19 protein-coding genes and 1 tRNA gene are annotated in these 17,053 nt (G+C 62.5%); 9 read left to right on the top strand and 11 right to left on the bottom strand.

Features of this window, described 5'->3' with window-relative positions; all coding sequences use genetic code 11:
- On the bottom strand, positions 1–690 hold the full coding sequence (locus ACI7M0_RS19475; RefSeq protein WP_129933740.1) for a crotonase/enoyl-CoA hydratase family protein: 690 nt from the start codon (positions 688–690) through the stop codon (positions 1–3).
- A 198-nt stretch (positions 691–888) separates the two neighbouring features.
- Between ACI7M0_RS19475 and ACI7M0_RS19470 the strand changes: the two genes are divergently transcribed.
- Positions 889–978: transfer RNA gene (locus tag ACI7M0_RS19470), tRNA-Ser, on the top strand.
- A 201-nt stretch (positions 979–1,179) separates the two neighbouring features.
- Here the strand turns inward: ACI7M0_RS19470 and ACI7M0_RS19465 are convergent.
- From ACI7M0_RS19465 to ACI7M0_RS19455, 3 genes are all read right to left on the bottom strand, one after another.
- Positions 1,180–3,312 carry a TonB-dependent siderophore receptor gene (locus ACI7M0_RS19465; protein WP_405314478.1) on the bottom strand — a complete coding sequence of 711 codons (2,133 nt, stop codon included), beginning with the start codon at positions 3,310–3,312 and terminating at the stop codon, positions 1,180–1,182.
- 245 nt (positions 3,313–3,557) lie between these two features.
- Entirely contained in the window at positions 3,558–3,938 is a 381-nt protein-coding gene (locus ACI7M0_RS19460) for a hypothetical protein (protein ID WP_012053335.1), read from the bottom strand.
- Between the two features lie 214 nt (positions 3,939–4,152).
- On the bottom strand, positions 4,153–5,340 hold the full coding sequence (locus ACI7M0_RS19455; protein WP_129933935.1) for an MFS transporter: 1,188 nt from the start codon (positions 5,338–5,340) through the stop codon (positions 4,153–4,155).
- A 106-nt stretch (positions 5,341–5,446) separates the two neighbouring features.
- Between ACI7M0_RS19455 and ACI7M0_RS19450 the strand changes: the two genes are divergently transcribed.
- Complete coding sequence (locus ACI7M0_RS19450; RefSeq protein WP_020190954.1) at positions 5,447–6,331, top strand: LysR family transcriptional regulator; 885 nt, start codon at positions 5,447–5,449, stop codon at positions 6,329–6,331.
- A 39-nt stretch (positions 6,332–6,370) separates the two neighbouring features.
- Here ACI7M0_RS19450 and ACI7M0_RS19445 read toward each other — a convergent pair whose 3' ends face one another.
- Positions 6,371–7,120 carry a 3-oxoacyl-ACP reductase family protein gene (locus ACI7M0_RS19445; RefSeq protein ID WP_129933936.1) on the bottom strand — a complete coding sequence of 250 codons (750 nt, stop codon included), beginning with the start codon at positions 7,118–7,120 and terminating at the stop codon, positions 6,371–6,373.
- Between the two features lie 118 nt (positions 7,121–7,238).
- Between ACI7M0_RS19445 and ACI7M0_RS19440 the strand changes: the two genes are divergently transcribed.
- A complete protein-coding gene (locus ACI7M0_RS19440) occupies positions 7,239–8,177 on the top strand; it encodes a LysR family transcriptional regulator (protein ID WP_064490988.1) in 939 nt (312 codons plus the stop codon).
- 114 nt (positions 8,178–8,291) lie between these two features.
- Here ACI7M0_RS19440 and ACI7M0_RS19435 read toward each other — a convergent pair whose 3' ends face one another.
- The gene (locus ACI7M0_RS19435) at positions 8,292–8,762 is read right to left on the bottom strand and encodes a GreA/GreB family elongation factor (RefSeq protein WP_104962301.1); all 471 of its coding nucleotides are present in this window, start codon (positions 8,760–8,762) and stop codon (positions 8,292–8,294) included.
- A gap of 2 nt (positions 8,763–8,764) precedes the next feature.
- Positions 8,765–9,163, bottom strand: a complete 399-nt coding sequence (locus tag ACI7M0_RS19430) for a hypothetical protein (RefSeq protein ID WP_020193656.1) — start codon at positions 9,161–9,163, stop codon at positions 8,765–8,767.
- A gap of 129 nt (positions 9,164–9,292) precedes the next feature.
- On the opposite strand from ACI7M0_RS19430, the gene earP reads away from it, so the two are divergent.
- Together earP and efp are read left to right on the top strand one after the other, a co-directional pair.
- Positions 9,293–10,426, top strand: coding sequence for an elongation factor P maturation arginine rhamnosyltransferase EarP (gene earP, locus ACI7M0_RS19425; RefSeq protein ID WP_129933937.1), 1,134 nt, complete (start codon positions 9,293–9,295; stop codon positions 10,424–10,426).
- A gap of 48 nt (positions 10,427–10,474) precedes the next feature.
- Positions 10,475–11,044, top strand: coding sequence for an elongation factor P (gene efp, locus ACI7M0_RS19420; protein ID WP_003252871.1), 570 nt, complete (start codon positions 10,475–10,477; stop codon positions 11,042–11,044).
- Positions 11,045–11,266: 222 nt separating this feature from the next.
- On the opposite strand, the gene ACI7M0_RS19415 is transcribed toward efp, so the two are convergent.
- The 3 genes from ACI7M0_RS19415 to ACI7M0_RS19405 all read right to left on the bottom strand — a co-directional run bounded on the left by ACI7M0_RS19415 (position 11,267) and on the right by ACI7M0_RS19405 (position 13,303).
- Entirely contained in the window at positions 11,267–11,695 is a 429-nt protein-coding gene (locus ACI7M0_RS19415; protein WP_104962299.1) for an organic hydroperoxide resistance protein, read from the bottom strand.
- Positions 11,696–11,835: 140 nt separating this feature from the next.
- Complete coding sequence (locus ACI7M0_RS19410) at positions 11,836–12,291, bottom strand: MarR family winged helix-turn-helix transcriptional regulator (protein WP_104962298.1); 456 nt, start codon at positions 12,289–12,291, stop codon at positions 11,836–11,838.
- A gap of 58 nt (positions 12,292–12,349) precedes the next feature.
- On the bottom strand, positions 12,350–13,303 hold the full coding sequence (locus tag ACI7M0_RS19405) for a LysR family transcriptional regulator (protein WP_010952891.1): 954 nt from the start codon (positions 13,301–13,303) through the stop codon (positions 12,350–12,352).
- Between the two features lie 113 nt (positions 13,304–13,416).
- Here ACI7M0_RS19405 and ACI7M0_RS19400 point away from each other — a divergent pair, with 113 nt between their 5' ends.
- Positions 13,417–14,166, top strand: a complete 750-nt coding sequence (locus ACI7M0_RS19400; RefSeq protein WP_003252877.1) for a sulfite exporter TauE/SafE family protein — start codon at positions 13,417–13,419, stop codon at positions 14,164–14,166.
- A gap of 28 nt (positions 14,167–14,194) precedes the next feature.
- Here ACI7M0_RS19400 and ACI7M0_RS19395 read toward each other — a convergent pair whose 3' ends face one another.
- Complete coding sequence (locus ACI7M0_RS19395; RefSeq protein ID WP_103462854.1) at positions 14,195–15,046, bottom strand: LysR substrate-binding domain-containing protein; 852 nt, start codon at positions 15,044–15,046, stop codon at positions 14,195–14,197.
- 96 nt (positions 15,047–15,142) lie between these two features.
- On the opposite strand from ACI7M0_RS19395, the gene ACI7M0_RS19390 reads away from it, so the two are divergent.
- From ACI7M0_RS19390 to ACI7M0_RS19380, 3 genes are all read left to right on the top strand, one after another.
- The gene (locus tag ACI7M0_RS19390) at positions 15,143–15,361 is read left to right on the top strand and encodes a DUF1127 domain-containing protein (RefSeq protein WP_121161956.1); all 219 of its coding nucleotides are present in this window, start codon (positions 15,143–15,145) and stop codon (positions 15,359–15,361) included.
- A 334-nt stretch (positions 15,362–15,695) separates the two neighbouring features.
- Entirely contained in the window at positions 15,696–15,989 is a 294-nt protein-coding gene (locus tag ACI7M0_RS19385; RefSeq protein ID WP_129934057.1) for a transposase, read from the top strand.
- Positions 15,986–16,849 (top strand): IS3 family transposase, encoded by an 864-nt coding sequence (locus ACI7M0_RS19380; protein WP_129934056.1) that lies wholly within the window; start codon positions 15,986–15,988, stop codon positions 16,847–16,849. Before ACI7M0_RS19385 ends, ACI7M0_RS19380 begins: the two co-directional genes overlap by 4 nt.
- Positions 16,850–17,053 lie beyond the last annotated feature (204 nt).

Raw genomic sequence — 17,053 nt, 5'->3', positions numbered from 1 at the left:
CTAGCCCATATGCTGCTGATCCAGTTCGATCGCCTTGTCCAGCGCCTCCAGCAGCCCTTTGCGCACTTTCAGCTTGGTGTTCTTGTGCGCCAGCATGTTGAGCTTCTTCAGCTCCCGCGCTGCGGTCATTGCCGCTTCCTGCAACTTCTCGGCCGGCACCACCTTGTCGAGGAAGCCGGCATCCACGGCACCCTGCGGGTCAAACACTTCGGCATTGATCACCGAGCGGTGGAAGGCCGAGCGGCGCAGGCGGTCGCGGGCCAGTTCAATGCCGGCGTGGTGCATGGTCATGCCGATCTGCACTTCGTTCAGGCATACCTTGTACGGCCCTTCGACGCCAATGCGGTAGTCGGCCGACAGCAGCAGGAAGGCGCCCTTGGCCACGGCATTGCCGGGGCAGGCGACCACCACCGGGAACGGGTGCGACAGCAGCCGGCGGGCGAGGGTGGAACCGGCGGTGACCAGGCTGATGGCCTCTTGGGGGCCGCGGGTCATCACCTTGAGGTCGTAACCGCCTGACAGAATGCCCGGCTGCCCGGTGATGATCACTACTGCACGCTCCTCGGTAGCGCGGTCCAGCGCTGCATTGAAGGCAGTGATGACGTCCGGCGATATGGCATTGACCTTGCCGTTGTTCAGGGTAAGGGTGGCGATGCCGTCTTCGGCGTGGTAGGTAATCAGCTCGCTCATGGCAGAGTCCTTTTGTTGGCGTGGCGACGACGTTACCCAGCGCCAAGGGCGAGGTAAAGCAGCAAGGCTGACTGGTCGGTCAGTGCTCATGGCAGCCCAAGTGCAAATACATGAAAAAATTGAAAAAAATGCTTGCCAAAGGGAAAGTCTTTCACTAAATTAGCGCACCTCGACAGGCCGCAAGGCTTGAAGAGAAACGGTGAAGTGTCCGAGTGGTCGAAGGAGCACGCCTGGAAAGTGTGTATACGAGAAATCGTATCAAGGGTTCAAATCCCTTCTTCACCGCCACATTCTACGAAAAGCCCCCGCGCTGAAAAGTACGGGGGCTTTTTGTTTTCAGGGCCATTGGGGCTGCTGTGCAGCCCATCGCGACACAAGCGGGCTTGCCCGCGAAGCCAACACCGTGGTGGATGGCACGGGCTTCGCCCGTGTTCGCGGGCAAGCCCGCTCCCACAGGTCGCGAAAGGGCCGCAGAGCGGCCCCGGCAATCTAGAAGCTGATCGAAGCCGAAAGCCGAGCGGTACGCGGTGCCCCCTGGAACAGGTAGTTATCCCCCAGGTAATCCCCCACATCGCGCCAGTAACGCTTGTCCAGCACGTTATCCACCGTCAGCCGCAGCACCGTGTCATACCCGGCAACACGGGTACTGTAGCGGCTGCCAAGGTCGAACACGGTATACCCGCCAACCTCAACATTGCCCGCCTGGCTCGCATACTTGCTGGCGCTATACCGCGCACCGCCCAGCAGCGCGAGCCCCGGAACCGGCAGGGTATATTCCGCATGCAGCGCCGCCCGGAATTTAGGCACGTTGATCGCCTGGTGCCCTTCATAGGCTTCGGTACCGCTGTTCTGCACCCGCGCCCGAATGGCTGCCGCACTGGCCTGTACCTGCAGGTTCGGGGTCACCCGGCCGCTGGCGCCCAGTTCCAGGCCGGTATTCTTCTGCTGGCCTTGCTGCACATAGGTGAAGTTGCCGGTGCCGTCCGGGCGCGCGTACTGGTAAGCCTGGCGGATCTGGAACAGGGCGGCACTCAGGCTCAGGCCTTGCCAGTCGTGCTTGACGCCCAGTTCCAATTGGCGGGAGGTGGTGGGCGCCAGGATCTCAGCTGCATTGCTGGCGAACCAAGGGGCCGTGCCTCCGGCAGACAGGCCCTTGGCGTAGCTGGCGTATACCGTGGTGTTCGGCTGCGGTTTGTAGATAAGCGCAGCGTTGGGCAGTAGCTCGTATTGGCGGGTATGGCGCCCGGCTACGCCGTTCTCGTCCCAGGTCTTTTCATCCAGGCGCACTTCACGGGCGCCCAGCACGGTCTGCCATTGCTCGTTGAAGCTGATGCGGTCGCTGACGAACAAGCCGTATTGGCGGCTGTCCAGCCGGCGTTCGCTGGCGCCGACGGGTTTGTCGGATGGATCGAGGTCTGGGGCGCCGGTATGGATGTTGCCGGTCCCAAGCCATTCGTTGTAGTACGGGCGCTGATCCAGTGTGCGTCGCTGCGCACTGGTACCCACAGTCAGCTCGTGCCCCACCCCCAGCGCATCGAAGTGCCCGTTGAGCATGGCCTGCGCCTCGTCGGTACGGCGGGTATCGTCGGGGCTGCGGAAGTCATAGATGTCGTAGTCACCATTGCTGCCGAAAAACGCCCCCTCGCTCGAACCCCAGGCAAACGCGCTGTAGTCGTCGATCACCACTTTGCTGCGGGAGGCGCTCACGGTGCCGGTCCAGGTATCGTTGAAGCGGTATTCGAAGCGCCCGCCCAGGTTCAGCGAGTCGTTCTGCACGGGCTTTGCCCAATGCTGGTAGGCCAGGCGGTCTTCCGGGTCGATGCCGTGGGGCACGTCAGTGCCTCCGAGCAGTTGGTAACCCGGCACCGACGCCTGTTCGCGATGCTGGTACTCGGCATCCAGCTGCAGGGTGGCATCCGGGTTGATCTGCCAGTCGAATGCCAGCGAGGCGAAGTCGCGCTTGCCGTCAGCGTGGTCGACGTAGGTGCGGATGTCTTCATGGGCCAGGTTGGCGCGCAGGCCGAACTGCTTTTCGCTGCCGAACCAGCCGCCAAGGTCGGTGGCCAGATAGCGTTCGCCCTGTTCGTTGGTCGATACCGTGACGCTGCGTATGTCTTCGGCGCGCTTGGTCACATAGTTGATCAAGCCGCCCGGCTCCGACACGCCGGCTTGCAGCCCGGACAGGCCCTTGAGCAATTCCACCTGCTGCTTGTTTTCCAGGGCTACGTTCTGCTCTCCGGCAATGGTCTGGCCATTGATGCGGTAGCTACTGGCGGCGTTCAGCTCGAAGCCGCGCACATTGAAGTTTTCGTAGTAGCCGATGGGTGCATAGCTTTCGCCGACCGAGGCATCGCTTTGCAACACTTCGCTAAGCTTGCGTACCTGGCGGTCTTCCAGCAACTGCTGGCTGAACACGCTGACAGAGGCGGGGGTGTCGAGCAGGGGCGCGGGCTGGAAGCCGCCCACAGCGGCCTGGCGTACCTGGTAGCCATCATTGGCGTAGGTGTCGGAGACCTGCAACGGGGCCAGCATCACGCTGTCTTCGGCAAACACAGAGGGGCACTGCAGGGCCAGGCCCAGGCTGAGCAGGCTCAGGGGCAGGCGGGGGTGATGCGGGGGCATGCGGTGGGGCTCCTGGATGCGCGATACCTGTGCCGGCCCTTTCGCGGGTAAACCCGCTCCTACACCGGGTGATGATGCACCGGTTGGTGTTCCACCGGTTGGTGATGCACCGCGTGGTGATACACCAGATGGTGATACCCCTGTAGGAGCGAGTTTACCCGCGAAGAGGCCGGCACAGGCCATGAAAAAGGCGGCATCTTACCAGCCGCCTTCCACATAAAACGATCCAGGCCCGGTGTATTCAGTCAGCCTGTCCTGATCGGCCGCTTGTGCTGCCGCCAGTTGTCATCGATCTTCGACCAGGTCTTGCCATCGGTAATGGCCATCAGCTTGCGTCCATCCTTGAAGGTGGCCAGAAAGGTCGCTTCTTCTTCCTTGCCACCCAACCACAGCCCGGCCAGCAGCCCTACTGGCCCTGCCACCAGGGCGCCGGCCACGCCCCAGCCCAAGGCGCTGCCAAGGCTGCGGTTGGTTTCCAGGCTGGCCAGCCGCAAGTCGCTGATGCGTGCCAGGGAAATCCGCTCACCGGGTGAGGGGCTGCGCGCGGTCTTGAGTGTGAGCGATCCATTGCGATACTCGCCTTCACCTTGCAAGAAATCGCCGGACTGTACCGTGAGTCTTGTCATAAATTCATCCTGTCAGGGAAAGGGCATTCCAGCGCTTACTGAGCGCTGCCCCGGCAGGCAAGTCAACGGCATTGCGACGGAGGGTAGTGCGGTACTTTGTCGCCATGGCTGGCCTCTTCGCGGGCATGCTCGTACCCACAGGCGTATCACTGCCCTGAGGTTTGTGAGGCACCTGTGGGAGCGGGCGTGCCCGCGAAGAATCCAGCAAGCATTTTCAGGCCACCTGCAAGGTGTTCTTGCGCTTGCGTTCGGCCCATCCCCAGGCCAGCAACGCCAGCCCGCCAATCACCAGCCCCGCCACCACGATCCCCATCCAGCCCTGGCGCTGGAACAGCTGCGTGCCCAGCAACGACCCAAGTGCCCCGCCAATGAAGTAGCAGGTGATATAACCGGCATTCAGCCGCGTGCGTGCCTCGGGCCGCAGGGCGATCACCGCGTTCTGGTTGCTCACATGCACCAGTTGTACCGCCAGGTCGAGCATCAGCACGCCCAGCAGCAAGGCGAGCAGCGACTGTTCGGCAAACCACAGCGGCACCCACGACAGCAGCAACACCACCAGGCCCACGGTGGTACCCAGCGCGCCCTTGCCACGGTCTGCCAGGCGCCCGGCCCAGTTGGCCGACAATGCACCCGCCGCACCGGCCAGGCCGAACAGGCCGATCACTGCATCCGAATAGTGGTAGGGGCCTTTCGCCAGCAGAAACGCCAGTGGGGTCCAGAACAGGGCGAACAGGCTGAATGCCAACAGACCGAGCAGCGAGCGCAGGCGCAGCACGGGCTCTTCGATGAACAGACGGAACACGGAGCCGATCAGCGCCGGGTATTTCAGCCCGGCGTGGCTGTGGTGCTGTGGCAGGCTGCGGTACAGCGCCACGGCGGTAACTGCCATCAGCACTGCGGCCAGCACGTAGATACTGCGCCAGCCACCCAGCTCGGCCATGAAGCCGGCAGCAGTACGCGCCAGCAGGATGCCCAGCAGCAGGCCGCTCATCAGTGTGCCGACCGCGCGCCCACGCTGATGGGGCTCGCTCAGGGTCGCTGCCATCGGCACGAGGATCTGTGCCACCACCGAGAACAGCCCGGTCAGCGCCGTGCCGAGCAGCAGCCAAGGCAGGCTGGGTGCGCAGGCGCTGATGACCAGGCCCAGGGTGGAGACAATGGTCATCACGGTAATCAGCCGGCGCTGCTCGAACAGGTCGCCCAGCGGTGCCAGCAGCAACAGGCCGGCGCCATAGCTGAGTTGCGCGGCAATCACGATGCTGCCGGCGCTGGCGGTGCTCAAGCCAAACTGCTGGGCGATGCTGTGTAGCAGCGGTTGGGCGTAATAGTTGCTGGCCACGGCCAGGCCTGTGGCGGTAGCCATCAGCAGGATCAAGGCGCGGCTGAGAGTGGGGGTGTGCATGCAATTCTCGTGGGGGCAGTGGTGTGTAGTGATGATTATCAGCAAGTGTCAGGCATGACACCAATGTATAGTTTTCAGTTTATTCATCTTGAAAGCAGATAGATCGATGAACCTCAAGCAGCTCGAATATGCCCTTGCCGTGGCCGACACCGGCAGTTTTACCCGCGCGGCGGAGCGCTGCCATGTGGTGCAGTCGGCCCTTAGCCATCAAGTGGCGCGGCTGGAGGCGCAGCTGGGGGTGAGCCTGTTCGAGCGTAGTTCGCGGCGGGTACGCCTGACCCCTGCGGGGGAAGCCTTTGTGCTCAGCGCGCGGCCCGCGGTGGAAGCGGCCCGGCGCATTGCCGATGACGTGGCAGCGGCCTGCGGCCAGGTGCGCGGGCGGCTGGCGATTGGTGAAATCAGCTCGCTCACCGCGCTGGATCTGGTCGACCTGTTGGCGGTGTTCCACGGTCGTTATCCGGATGTGGATGTGCGCTGGCTCACGGCCAAGAGCGAATTGCTGATCGCTGACGTACTCGAGCGGCGCCTGGACGTCGGCTTTATCGGGCTGTGGCAGGGCGAAGTAGTGCAGGGGGTGCAGCATCGGTTGCTGGCCCGGGAAGAACTGGTGGCGGTGTTGCCGTTGGGGCATCGCCTGGCGGGCAGGGCACAGCTGGCGCTGGCTGACCTGGCAGGCGAAGTGTTGGTGGATTTCCCCGAAGGCACCGGGGCGCGACGACAGACCGACGAGGCGTTTCAGGCGGTGGGGTTGCAGCGCAGGGTGCAGTTCGAGATCGGGCATGTTCGTCTGGTAGAGAAATTCGTGCAGCGGGGCATGGCCGTCGGCCTGGTGCCCGAGCGGGTGGCTCAGGGCATCGAAGGGGTGGCCGTGGCGCGGTTGGTGGATGCGCCGGTGCGGCACTTGTATGCGGTGTGGTCGTCCAGCCCCACACCGGCTGCCCGGGCTTTTCTGGACGTGATGGAACAGTGCCTGGGGGCACAGAAAGGCTAAGCCTGTGCCTGCGTTGTCGCGGCACAGGCAACCGTTCAATCAGGCTGCAAACCCACCATCTACAGTCAGGCTGGCCCCGGTGATATACCCGGCTTCAGGCCCTGCCAGGTAAGCCACAAAGCTGGCAATTTCCTCCGGCTCGCCATACCGCCCAATGGCCATCAGCGGAATCAGGCTCTCGGCAAACTCGCCACTGGCCGGGTTCATGTCGGTGTCCACCGGGCCGGGCTGCACGTTGTTCACGGTAATGCCCTGCGGCCCGAGGTCGCGTGCCATGCCGCGGGTCAGGCCAACCAGTGCCGACTTGCTCATGGCGTACGGTGCACCACCGGCAAACGGCATGCGCTCGGCGTTGGTGCTGCCAATGTTGATGATACGACCGCCCTGGCCCATATAGCGTGCCGCGGCCTGGCTGGCGACGAACACGCTGCGTACGTTCACGGCCAGCATATGATCGAAGTCGGCCAGGTCGAACTCTGTCACCGGCGCCACTGCCAGCACACCGGCGTTGTTGACCAGGATATCCAGCCGGCCCAAGGCCTTCACGGTGTCATCAACCGCCAGCTGCACGGCCGCGGCATCAGCGCTGTCAGCCCGCAGGGCCAAGGCTTTGCCGCCGTTCTCGGTAATTTCCCGAGCCAGTTCTTCAGCCGGGCCGGCAGAGCTGACATAGGTGAAGGCCACTTGCGCGCCTTCGCAGGCCAGGCGCCTTACGATAGCTGCGCCAATGCCTCGGGAACCGCCCTGAACCAGGGCCACTTTGCCTTCGAGTGTAAGTTGCTTGGACATGCTGTTCTCCTGCTGGAAGCCAGGCCGAAATGCCTTGGATGGGCACAGTATCGGCGCTCGATTGCCTACTGATAAGATGGTAATCACTATCAGCAGAGTAAACCTTTGGTTGCTAATCATGGCCATGGAATCATTCAGCGCGTTGGAATGCTTCATCCGCAGTGCCGAGGTCGGCAGTTTTGCCGAAGCCGCCAGGCGCCTGAGCCTTACCCCGGCTGCCGTGGGCAAGCACGTTGCGCAGCTGGAAGCGCGCCTGGGTGTGCGGTTGTTCCAGCGTAGTACCCGCAAGCTGACCTTGACCGAAGCGGGGCAGCGTTTTCTCGGCGAGGTCAGTGACAGCTTTCGCACCATTCAGTACGCCGTGGCCAACCTGGCCAGTGCAGAAGGCCAGCCGGCCGGGTCGTTACGGGTGAGCATGGGCACCGTGTTCGGGCGTTTGTACGTGCTGCCGTTGCTGGGGGAATTCTTGCGCCGTTACCCGGCGATTACCCCGGATTGGCATTTCGACAACCGCCAGGTCGACCTGATCGGCCAGGGCTTCGATGCAGCGATTGGCGGTGGTTTCGAACTGCCGCCAGGGGTGGTGGCGCGCAAGCTGACCCCCGCGCACCGGGTGTTGGTGGCGGCGCCGGCCTATCTGCAGCGGCACGCGCCGATAGAAGACCCGCAGGTGCTGCAACGCCATGACGGCATCCTGGTGCGGTCACCGCAGACCGGGCGGGTGCGCTCGTGGCCGTTGACCAGCCGTTGGCAGGCGCAGCAGCCGCTGCAATTGCGCCAGGCGATGACCATGAGCGATTCGGACGCGGCGTGCGCGGTGGCCGAGCAGGGGCTGGGCATTGCCCTGGTGAGCCTGCCGTTTGCCGTGCCCTACTTGCTGGCCGGGCGGCTGCTGCGGGTGTTGCCGGACTGGTATGTGGACGATGGGCATATCAGCCTGTATTTCGCCGAGCACAAGCTGTTGCCGGGCAAGACCCGGGCGTTCATCGATTTTGTGGTGGAGCAGTTTGCCGAGCAGGGGCTGGCGGGGCGGTTCGATGCCCTGCAGGCCCTTTAGAGAATTATTGCCTGTGCCGGACTTTTCGCGGGCCCGCCCGCACCCACAGGGATATCACAGCCCTGAAGACAGTGGGGTCCTTGTGGGAGCGGGCGTGCCCGCGAAGAGGCCGGTTCAGACAACATCGACAATGAACGATACCTGCGCCCCCAGGCTCACCTCGTCATCCACCCGCTTGCCCAGCAACAGCTGCCCCAGCGGCGAACGCGGGGTAATCACCGTCACCAGCCCGTCACCCTCGCCAATCTTCAACCCCGCTGCCTCAGGCCCGAGAAACAGCCGGCGCTGCCCGCCATCTTCATTTTCCAGGGTCACCAGGTTGCTTACCTGCACACCGCGCGCCGGGTCGTAATCACGCAGCAGCAACTGCTGGTAGATCACCAGCGCCTGGCGGATCTCGGCACTGCGGCGCGCCTGGCCGGTGGCCAGGTACGAGGCCTCCAGGCCAAGCGTGTCGTACTTGTTCTCGGCGATGTTCTCTTCGGCGGTGGCGGCCTCGTAGGCGGTTTGCGCCGCGCGGGTCAGCACGTCCAGGTCATGCTCGAGGGTGGCGACAATCAGCGCCAGCAGGTGGGGCTTGTCCATGGTCAGTAACAGAACTCCAGCACGTTGGCCTGGCTTTTTTCGGTGGGCGCGGTACGGTTTTGCTGCAGCCAGAACTGGCACTTGGGGCTGTTGAGGTTGCGCGGGTTGCCTTGGGCGGCATCGGCGGCCTGTTGCAGCTCCTGTTTGTGCAGGATGTCCTTGTAGCGTTCGAACATCTCGGCCTGGGCATCCTGGGCAGTGGCCGGTGCAGGCGTTGCAACGGGGCGGTCTGCATGCGGGGCTACAACCTGGGCCAGAGGTTGCACCTGCTGTGGCCACAATTGCTGGGCCAGCCACAGGCTCGCGGCAATGGCCATGGCGCCTAGCCACAGGCCCAAGGCAACGCACATGATCAACGGCAACGGCTTGAGGGTGATCTTCAATTCACGGTGGCGCGGCATGGCAGCCTCCTGGCAACGTGGTAGGGGGGCATTGTCGCATGCGCTTGGGCATTTTTCTGCGCAGGTGCTTTTGTCAGCGCCAATTTATGCGCAGAATTCGCGGTTTTTGCACCAGCACGGGAGGGGCGCATGAAAGCCACCTGGGACATCTTCTGCAGCGTCGTCGACAACTACGGCGATATCGGCGTGACCTGGCGCCTGGCCCGGCAGTTGGTGGCCGAGCACGGCCTGGCGGTGCGCCTGTGGGTGGATGACCTCAACGCTTTCACGCCCATGTGCCCTGGCGCCGATGCCACGGCGGCGCAACAGTGGCAGCACGGTGTGGATGTACGCCACTGGCCGGCAGCGTGGTTGCCGGTGGCGCCGGCCGATGTGGTGATCGGCGCATTCGCCTGCCAGTTGCCCGCAGCCTATGTCGAGGCCATGCGTGCCCGCCCGCAGCCGCCGCTCTGGCTCAACCTCGAGTACCTGAGTGCCGAGGACTGGGTGGAGGGTTGCCACGGGTTGCCTTCGCCGCAGCCCAACGGTTTGCGCAAGGTATTTTTCTTCCCGGGCTTTACCGACAAAACGGGTGGTTTGCTGCGCGAAGGTTCGCTGCTGGCCCGGCGTGACGCGTTCCAGCAGTCGGCGGAGGCGCGCCGTGCCTTTTTGCAGGGGCTTGGTGTAGACCTTGTGCCGGGTGCGCTGCTGATCTCGCTATTTGCCTATGAAAACCCGCAGCTGGGCAACTGGCTTGATGCCCTGGCCACGGCTGACCAGCCTTGCCACCTGTTGGTCCCGCAAGGGCGCGTCGTCGCGGGGCTCAGCCAGTGGTTGGGCGAGGGCCCGCTGCACGTGGGTGATGTGCGCACCCGCGGGGCGCTGACCGTTCAGGTGCTGCCTTTCGTCAGCCAGGACGACTTCGACCGGCTGTTATGGAGCTGTGATTTCAATGCCGTGCGTGGCGAAGATTCGTTCGTGCGTGCGCAGTGGGCGGGGCAGCCGATGCTGTGGCACATCTATGTGCAGGACGAGAATGCCCATTGGGAAAAGCTCGAAGCGTTCCTCGCGCATTATCGCTGCGGCCTGTCAGACGATGCCGATGCAGCCCTGTTGGGCCTGTGGCGTGCCTGGAACATGGATTTCGACATGGGCCAGGCCTGGCGGGCGGCCCGCCAGCATTGGCCGGAACTGCAGCAGCATGCTCGCCTTTGGGGGGCGCGACAGGCCGCTCAGCCGGACCTTGCCACAGCGCTAGTACACTTTTACCGAAATTCGCTATGATACGCGGCCTCGATTTTTATAAATCCATCCAGATTCGGATACTTCGTAATGAAAACTGGTAAAGAACTGAAACCCGGTACCGTCCTGCGGATCGACAACGACCCGTGGCTGGTTCAAAAAGCTGAGTTCACCAAGTCGGGCCGTAACAGCGCGATCATGAAGACCAAGCTGAAGAACCTGCTGACCGGCTACAAGACCGAAACCGTATACGGTGCGGACGACAAGCTGGACGACGTGATCCTGGATCGCAAAGAAGCGACCCTGTCGTTCATCAATGGTGACGAGTACACCTTCATGGACACCACCGACTACACCATGTACGAGCTGAACGCCGAGGACATCGAAGCCGTTCTGCCGTACATCGAAGAAGGCATGGAAGACGTCTGCGAAGCCGTGTTCTTCGAAGGCCGTCTGGTGTCGGTTGAGCTGCCGACCACCATCAGCCGTAAAGTTGTCTACACCGAGAACGCTGCTCGCGGTGACACCTCCGGCAAAGTCATGAAGCCTGCCAAGCTGGCGAACGGTACCGAGATCTCGGTTGCCGACTTCATCCAGATCGACGAGTGGATCGACATCGACACTCGCGACAACAGCTTCAAAGGCCGTTCCAAGAAGTAATGCTTCTTGCGAGACGCAAAAAACCCGGCGCAAGCCGGGTTTTTTTATACCTGTGTGCTCGTGCTTTTGTGGGTGCAACTGTCGTGCTCAATTTCTAAAAGCTGGCGCAGATCCGTGTGGGAGCGGGCTTGCCCGCGAACACGGGCGAAGCCCGTGCCATCCACCGCGGTGTATTCTTCGCGGGTAAACCCACCCACAGGGGATCGCGCAAGCCTTTGCGCCTTAGACGGTTACGTGCAGGCGCACATCCACATTACCGCGGGTGGCATTGGAGTACGGGCACACCTGGTGCGCCTTTTCCACCAGCCCTTCGGCATCGGCCTGGGCCAGGCCCGGCAGGTTGATGTGCAGGTCGATGTCCAGGCCGAAACCGCCCGGGATCTGGCCGATGCCCACCTTGGCGGTGATCGAGGAATCTGCCGGCAGGGCTTTCTTCTCTTGCCCGGCCACGAACTTCAAGGCGCCGATGAAGCAGGCCGAGTAACCAGCGGCGAACATCTGCTCGGGGTTGGTGCCGTCACCGCCCGCGCCGCCCAGTTCTTTGGGGGTGCTGAGCTTGACTTCCAGCTTGCCGTCGCTGGAGCGGGATTTGCCGTCGCGCCCACCGGTGGAGGTTGCTTCTGCGATGTACAGCGGAGTGACCTTTTGCATCTTGAGCCTCGCTAATGTGCTGTGCACTCCCGTTTGCAGGAGGGCGGGGGTTGGTGTGGGATTTAAATTAGCGCGCAATTAGTTAGCGCGCAAGATAAATCATCACCGTTCATCTGAACGGCCATCTCACAGCATAGCGCTCAGAGGTTTTTTTGCAGGTTGTCGCGCAGGATCAGCAGGTCGGCTTGCAGTTGCTGCAGCTGCTCCAGGCTGCGCCCGCTGGCCTTGAGAATGCATTGCGGCACCTCTTTGGCCCGCTGTTGCAGGGCGCGGCCCTTGTCGGTCAGTTGCACCATCACTACCCGTTCATCTTCGCGGCTGCGGTTACGCTGCAACAGGCCTTCGCTTTCCAGGCGCTTGAGCAGCGGGGTCAGCGAGCCCGGGTCGGTCAGCAGGTGCTGGCTGATTTCGCCCACGGTCAGGCCGTCACGCTCCCAGAGTACGAGCATGGCAAGGTATTGCGGGTAGGTCAGGCCTAGCGCCTGCAGCAGCGGTTTGTAGACCTTGGTCATCAGCAACGAGGTGGAGTGCAGGGCGAAACAGACCTGGTTGTCCAGCAGCAGCTCGTCACAGGAGGCTTGGGTGTCGGCGTTCATGCAGGTCCTTGAAAGTCATCAATGGAAAATTCTGGCACGCTGATCATCAGTGCGCGAATTAATCGCGCAGTTCACTGCGCAAGGCCAGGTCCCAGGGTGGAATCGGGCTGAAGCGGCTCTTGAGGAATTCGAGCAGCAAACGGCTGCGAGAGTTCGTTTCATGTGCCAGTCGTAGCGCGTAAATGCCGCTGGTCTCCGCTTCAGGCAAGCCGCCGTCGCAGAACAACGGGATCAGCTCGCCGCGCAGCAGGTATTCACTGATCAGCCAGGTGGGAAGGTGGGCTATCCCCAGGCCGGCGAGGGCGCCGAACAACAGGGTTTCGGCGTTGTTGGCGGCCATGCGCATGCGCGCGGGGCGATACAGGCGGGTTTGCCCGGCCACACTGAAGCGCCAGGCGAACGGCGGCGCCAGGCCATCCCAGTCCAGCCCGTCATGCCCGGGCAGTTCGCTGGGGCAGGTGGGGATGCCGCGGCTGGCCAGGTAGGCGGGGCTGGCGCAGGCGATGCGTACCATGTAGGCGAGCGGTGTGGCGACCAGGCGGGTGTCGGCCAAGGGGCCGGCGCGCAGCACCAGGTCGACCTCGCCCAGGTGGCTGCCCTGCAGGTCGACAAAGCTGTCGATCAAACGCAGTTGCACGTCCAGGCCCGGGTAGGCCACCAGGAAGTCGGCAATGGCCGGGGCCAGGTGGCGGCGGCCAAACGCGGCAGGGGCGTCGATGCGGATCAGGCCTTCCGGGGCATTGCTCAGTGACACCGCTTCAGCCCGGGCCAGGCGCAACTCCTCGATGATGCGCCTGGCCCGCTCGGCAAAGGCGTTGCCTGCAGGCGTGGCCCGCACCGCGTGGGTGCTGCGAGTGAACAGGCGGCTGCCGACGGCGCTTTCCAGGTTGTCGATGCGCCGTGCTACCGCAGACGGGGTCAGCGGGTGGCGACGGGCGGCGGCAGAAAAGCTGCCGGTTTCCAGCACATCGAGGAACAGGCTCAATTGGTCGGTCAGGGTATCGGGGCTCATGGCTGCCTTGCTTTTGCGAAAAACGCACAGCCATTGTGCGCTGCTGTGCGTTTCCCCGCCAGCGCACAATCGTTAGCATGCTCGCATTATTGGAACAGGCGGACGAGGCCCTGATGATCGAGTGGTTGTTGTATATCGTGCTGGGCGCAGCCCTGGGCACCATGGGGGGCTTGTTTGGCATAGGCGGCGGGCTGATTGCGATTCCGGCGCTGGGCGTGCTCTTCGGCCTGGACCAGCAGTTGGCGCAGGGGACCGCGTTGGTGATGGTGGTGCCGAACGTGCTGCTGGCGCTGTGGCGGTATCACCAGCGCAACCGCATCGCGTTGCGCCATGCGTTGCCGCTGTCGGCGTGCAGCTTCCTGTTCGCCTGGTTGGGGTCGATCTGGGCGGTGGGGCTTGATGCGCATTCCATGCGCCTGGGTTTTGTCGGCTTCCTGGTAGCGTTGGCGGTGTGGAACGTGGTGCGGATGTTCATGAAGGTGTCGCCGCCGAGTGCCGAGCTGCGTCATGCCTGGCCGTGGCTGGGTGTGCTGGGCAGCTTTGCCGGCACCATGGGCGGCTTGTTCGGGGTGGGTGGGGCCGTGGTAGCCACGCCGATCCTGACCAGTGTGTTTGGCGCTACTCAGGTGGTGGCGCAGGGGCTGTCACTGGCGCTGGCGGCGCCGAGTACCTTGGTCACGCTGGTGACCTATGGCGTGCACCATAGCGTTGACTGGGGGGTTGGGATTCCCTTGGCGGTGGGTGGCTTGCTCAGCATCAGCTGGGGCGTGAAGCTGGCCCACGCGTTGCCGGAGAAGGTATTGCGCGCAATGTTCTGTGTGTTTCTGGTGGTCTGTGCGGTGATGCTGGGGTTTGAGCTTTGAGAGGTTGGGGCCGTTTTTCGGCCCCCGATCACTTGAAACCCTCAACGATGTAGTCGGCCATGCAGTCGGTGATTGGCGAGGGGGGCTGTGTACTGCGCACCAGCATTACATTGGCCATCGGCAACTGCGGCAGCCCTTCGCTCTCACCCAGTATGCGGATGTTGCCCCCGATCAGGCTCTGCAGCTGCGCGGTCACTGCCAGCCCGGCGGTGACGATGGCAAAGATCGCCGCCAGGCTTGGGCTGGTATAGGCAATACGGTAATCGATGCCCTGTGCCTCCAGCGCGTTGCAGGTCCAGGCGCGACAGAAGCAGTCGGTGTTGAACAGCGCCACCGGCATCGGCCGCTGTTCGTGTGGGCAAAAGCCTTCTGCCGCGGCCCACACCAGGCGTTCCTGGCGCAGCAACTGGCCAATCTCGTTGCCGGGCTCGCGGGTGACGATGGTCAGGTCCAGATCCTGGCGCAGCATCAGCTGCTTGGACGAATCGCAATGCACTTCCACCTGCACCAGCGGGTAGGCTTGGGCAAAGCTCGACAAGATGGTCGGCAGGAAGCGCATGGCGTAGTCGTCTGGTGTGCCGATGCGCACCAGCCCAACCATGTGCGGCATGCGCAGGGTGTTGAACACTTCGCCATGCAACTTGAGAATGCGCCGGGCATACCCCAGCAGTACCTGGCCTTCGGCGGTCAGCCGCACCTGACGGCCATCACGTTCGAATAGCTGGCGCTGCAGAATGTCTTCTTCCAGGCGTTTCATCTGCATGCTGACCGCTGACTGGGTGCGGTTGACCACTTCGCCAGCGCGGGTAAAGCCGCCTTGCTCGGCAATGGCGACGAAGGTGCGCAGGACGTCCGCGTCGAGGCTCTGGTACTGGGACATTGCATCAATCTCCGAGATGCATCGCATCAGAAACATTCGTTGGATTGATCTTAAGCCTGGCGTGAGACTGAGGCCATCAACACGGAGGGCTTCACGATGAAAGGTCATGTCAGCAGCATCCAGCAACCTGCCTTTTCCCTGAGCTACCTGTGGCATGCGGCCTTGCAGCGTCTGGCGCGTTGGCTGGAGTTGTACCGTCAGCGTCAGGAACTGGCCAGTCTCAGTGATGCAACTTTGCGCGACTTGGGGTTGAGTCGGGCGGATATCCAGCAAGAGGCCGAGCGGCATTTCTGGGATGATCCACTGAGGAAGTGATGCCAGGCGTGGCAGTCGCTTCTGCTCCAGCTCCAGCTCCAGCTCTTGCTTTGGCTTTTGCTTCTAAGCGCGCGGTAGTTCAGGCGACGCAGATTGCGACTTCAGGAGGCCGAGCGCAGGGCTTGCGGAGGGAGGTGACGGGCATGGATGCCCGTCAAGCGCTGGGCCCCAGGATGGGGCCTGCAGCGCGGTCCTCCCGGGAGCAAGCCCGGAGCGAGGGGACCCCGGAGCGTAGCGTAGGGGCCGGATGATGGGAGCCGACGGTTTTGGTGGGCTTGCCCCGTGACAACGGACGCCAAGAGGCGATACTTGAATCGTTCTCTTGGAGGTTGTCATGTCCACTCGAACCTACCGTAACTACACCGATGAGTTCAAAATCCAAGCCGTTGCCTTGGCGCAAACGGTAGGAAGAACCGAAGCCGCCCGGCAACTCGAGATTCCCGTAAAGACGCTGGATAACTGGGTTGATGCGTCTCGCAAAGGACACGCGTTAAGCTCCCCCGACCGACGCCCTGTCAGTAAAGACGACAGCGAACTGGCGCGGCTCAGGGCCGAGAATGCTGAACTCAAGCTGGAGCGCGAAATCCTAAAAAAGGCGGCGGTATTCTTTGCCAAAGAGTCCAGGTGAGATACGCCTTCGTCGCTAGTGAACGGGCTCAATTCCCGGTGCGATTGCTGTGCCGGGTGATGGGTGTCTCAGTTTCGGGATTTTACGACTATCAGCATCGCCAGGGCCGTCCAGATCGAGACGCTCAGATTCGCGTTGATTTGCACAAGGCCTACGCGGCCAGCCGGAATACATATGGCCGACCACGGTTGGTCGAAGCTTTGCGCCGGCAGGCACATGCAGTGGGCCATAAGCGGATAGGTCGGCTGATGCACGAGGAACATATTCAAGGCAAATGCAAAGGCGGTTTCAAACCCTGTACGACTGATAGCCACCACTACCTACCCGTAGCGGACAATGTGCTGGCCCGACAGTTTTCCGTGAGCAGCGCCACGCCCACCTGGGTCAGCGATATCACCTACATCGCCACCAAAGAGGGATGGTTGTATCTGGCAGTGGTATTGAGCATTCAGACGCGCCAAGTGCTGGGTTACAGCTTGGCGGATCGGATGCCGGACGACTTGGTTGAGCGAGCCTTCATCAACGCTTGGAACGCGTGCCTTGGCCTCTACGGTGTTGTTTTCCACTCCGATCAGGGGCGTCAGTATGCAAGCAGCAAATTTCGCTTCGCTCTGGCCAAGAAAGGCTTCACGCAGAGCATGAGCCGGAAGGGAAATTGTTGGGATAACGCCGTGGCTGAGAGCTTCTTTGCCACGTTGAAGCGAGAAGAGGCCTGCCGGGTTTACCCCAGCAAGCAGCAGGCGCACCTGGCGATCGCAAACTACATCCACGGGTTTTACAACAGCAGTCGACTGCACTCAGCACTGGGCTATCGTTCACCGAACGAATATGCAAAAGGCTTGAGAAAGGCGGCTCAATAGCCAGCCTCTTGGCGTCCGTTGTCACGGGACAGGCCCATGGTTACTTTGGCCACGACCAAAGTAACCCGCCGGAAGGGCGGAAAGGTGAATAGGCGCCTACATCGTGAATGAATGTCTACTTGATGTGAAAGCGCACAACCCAAAGGCCCAAAAGCTCAAAAGCTCAAAAGCTCAAAAGCTCAAAAGCTCAAAAGCTCAAAAGCT

The organism is Pseudomonas sp. 10(2024) (genome assembly GCF_045164175.1).
Classification (GTDB): domain Bacteria; phylum Pseudomonadota; class Gammaproteobacteria; order Pseudomonadales; family Pseudomonadaceae; genus Aquipseudomonas; species Aquipseudomonas alloputida.
This window is presented reverse-complemented; position numbering and strand designations above follow the sequence as displayed.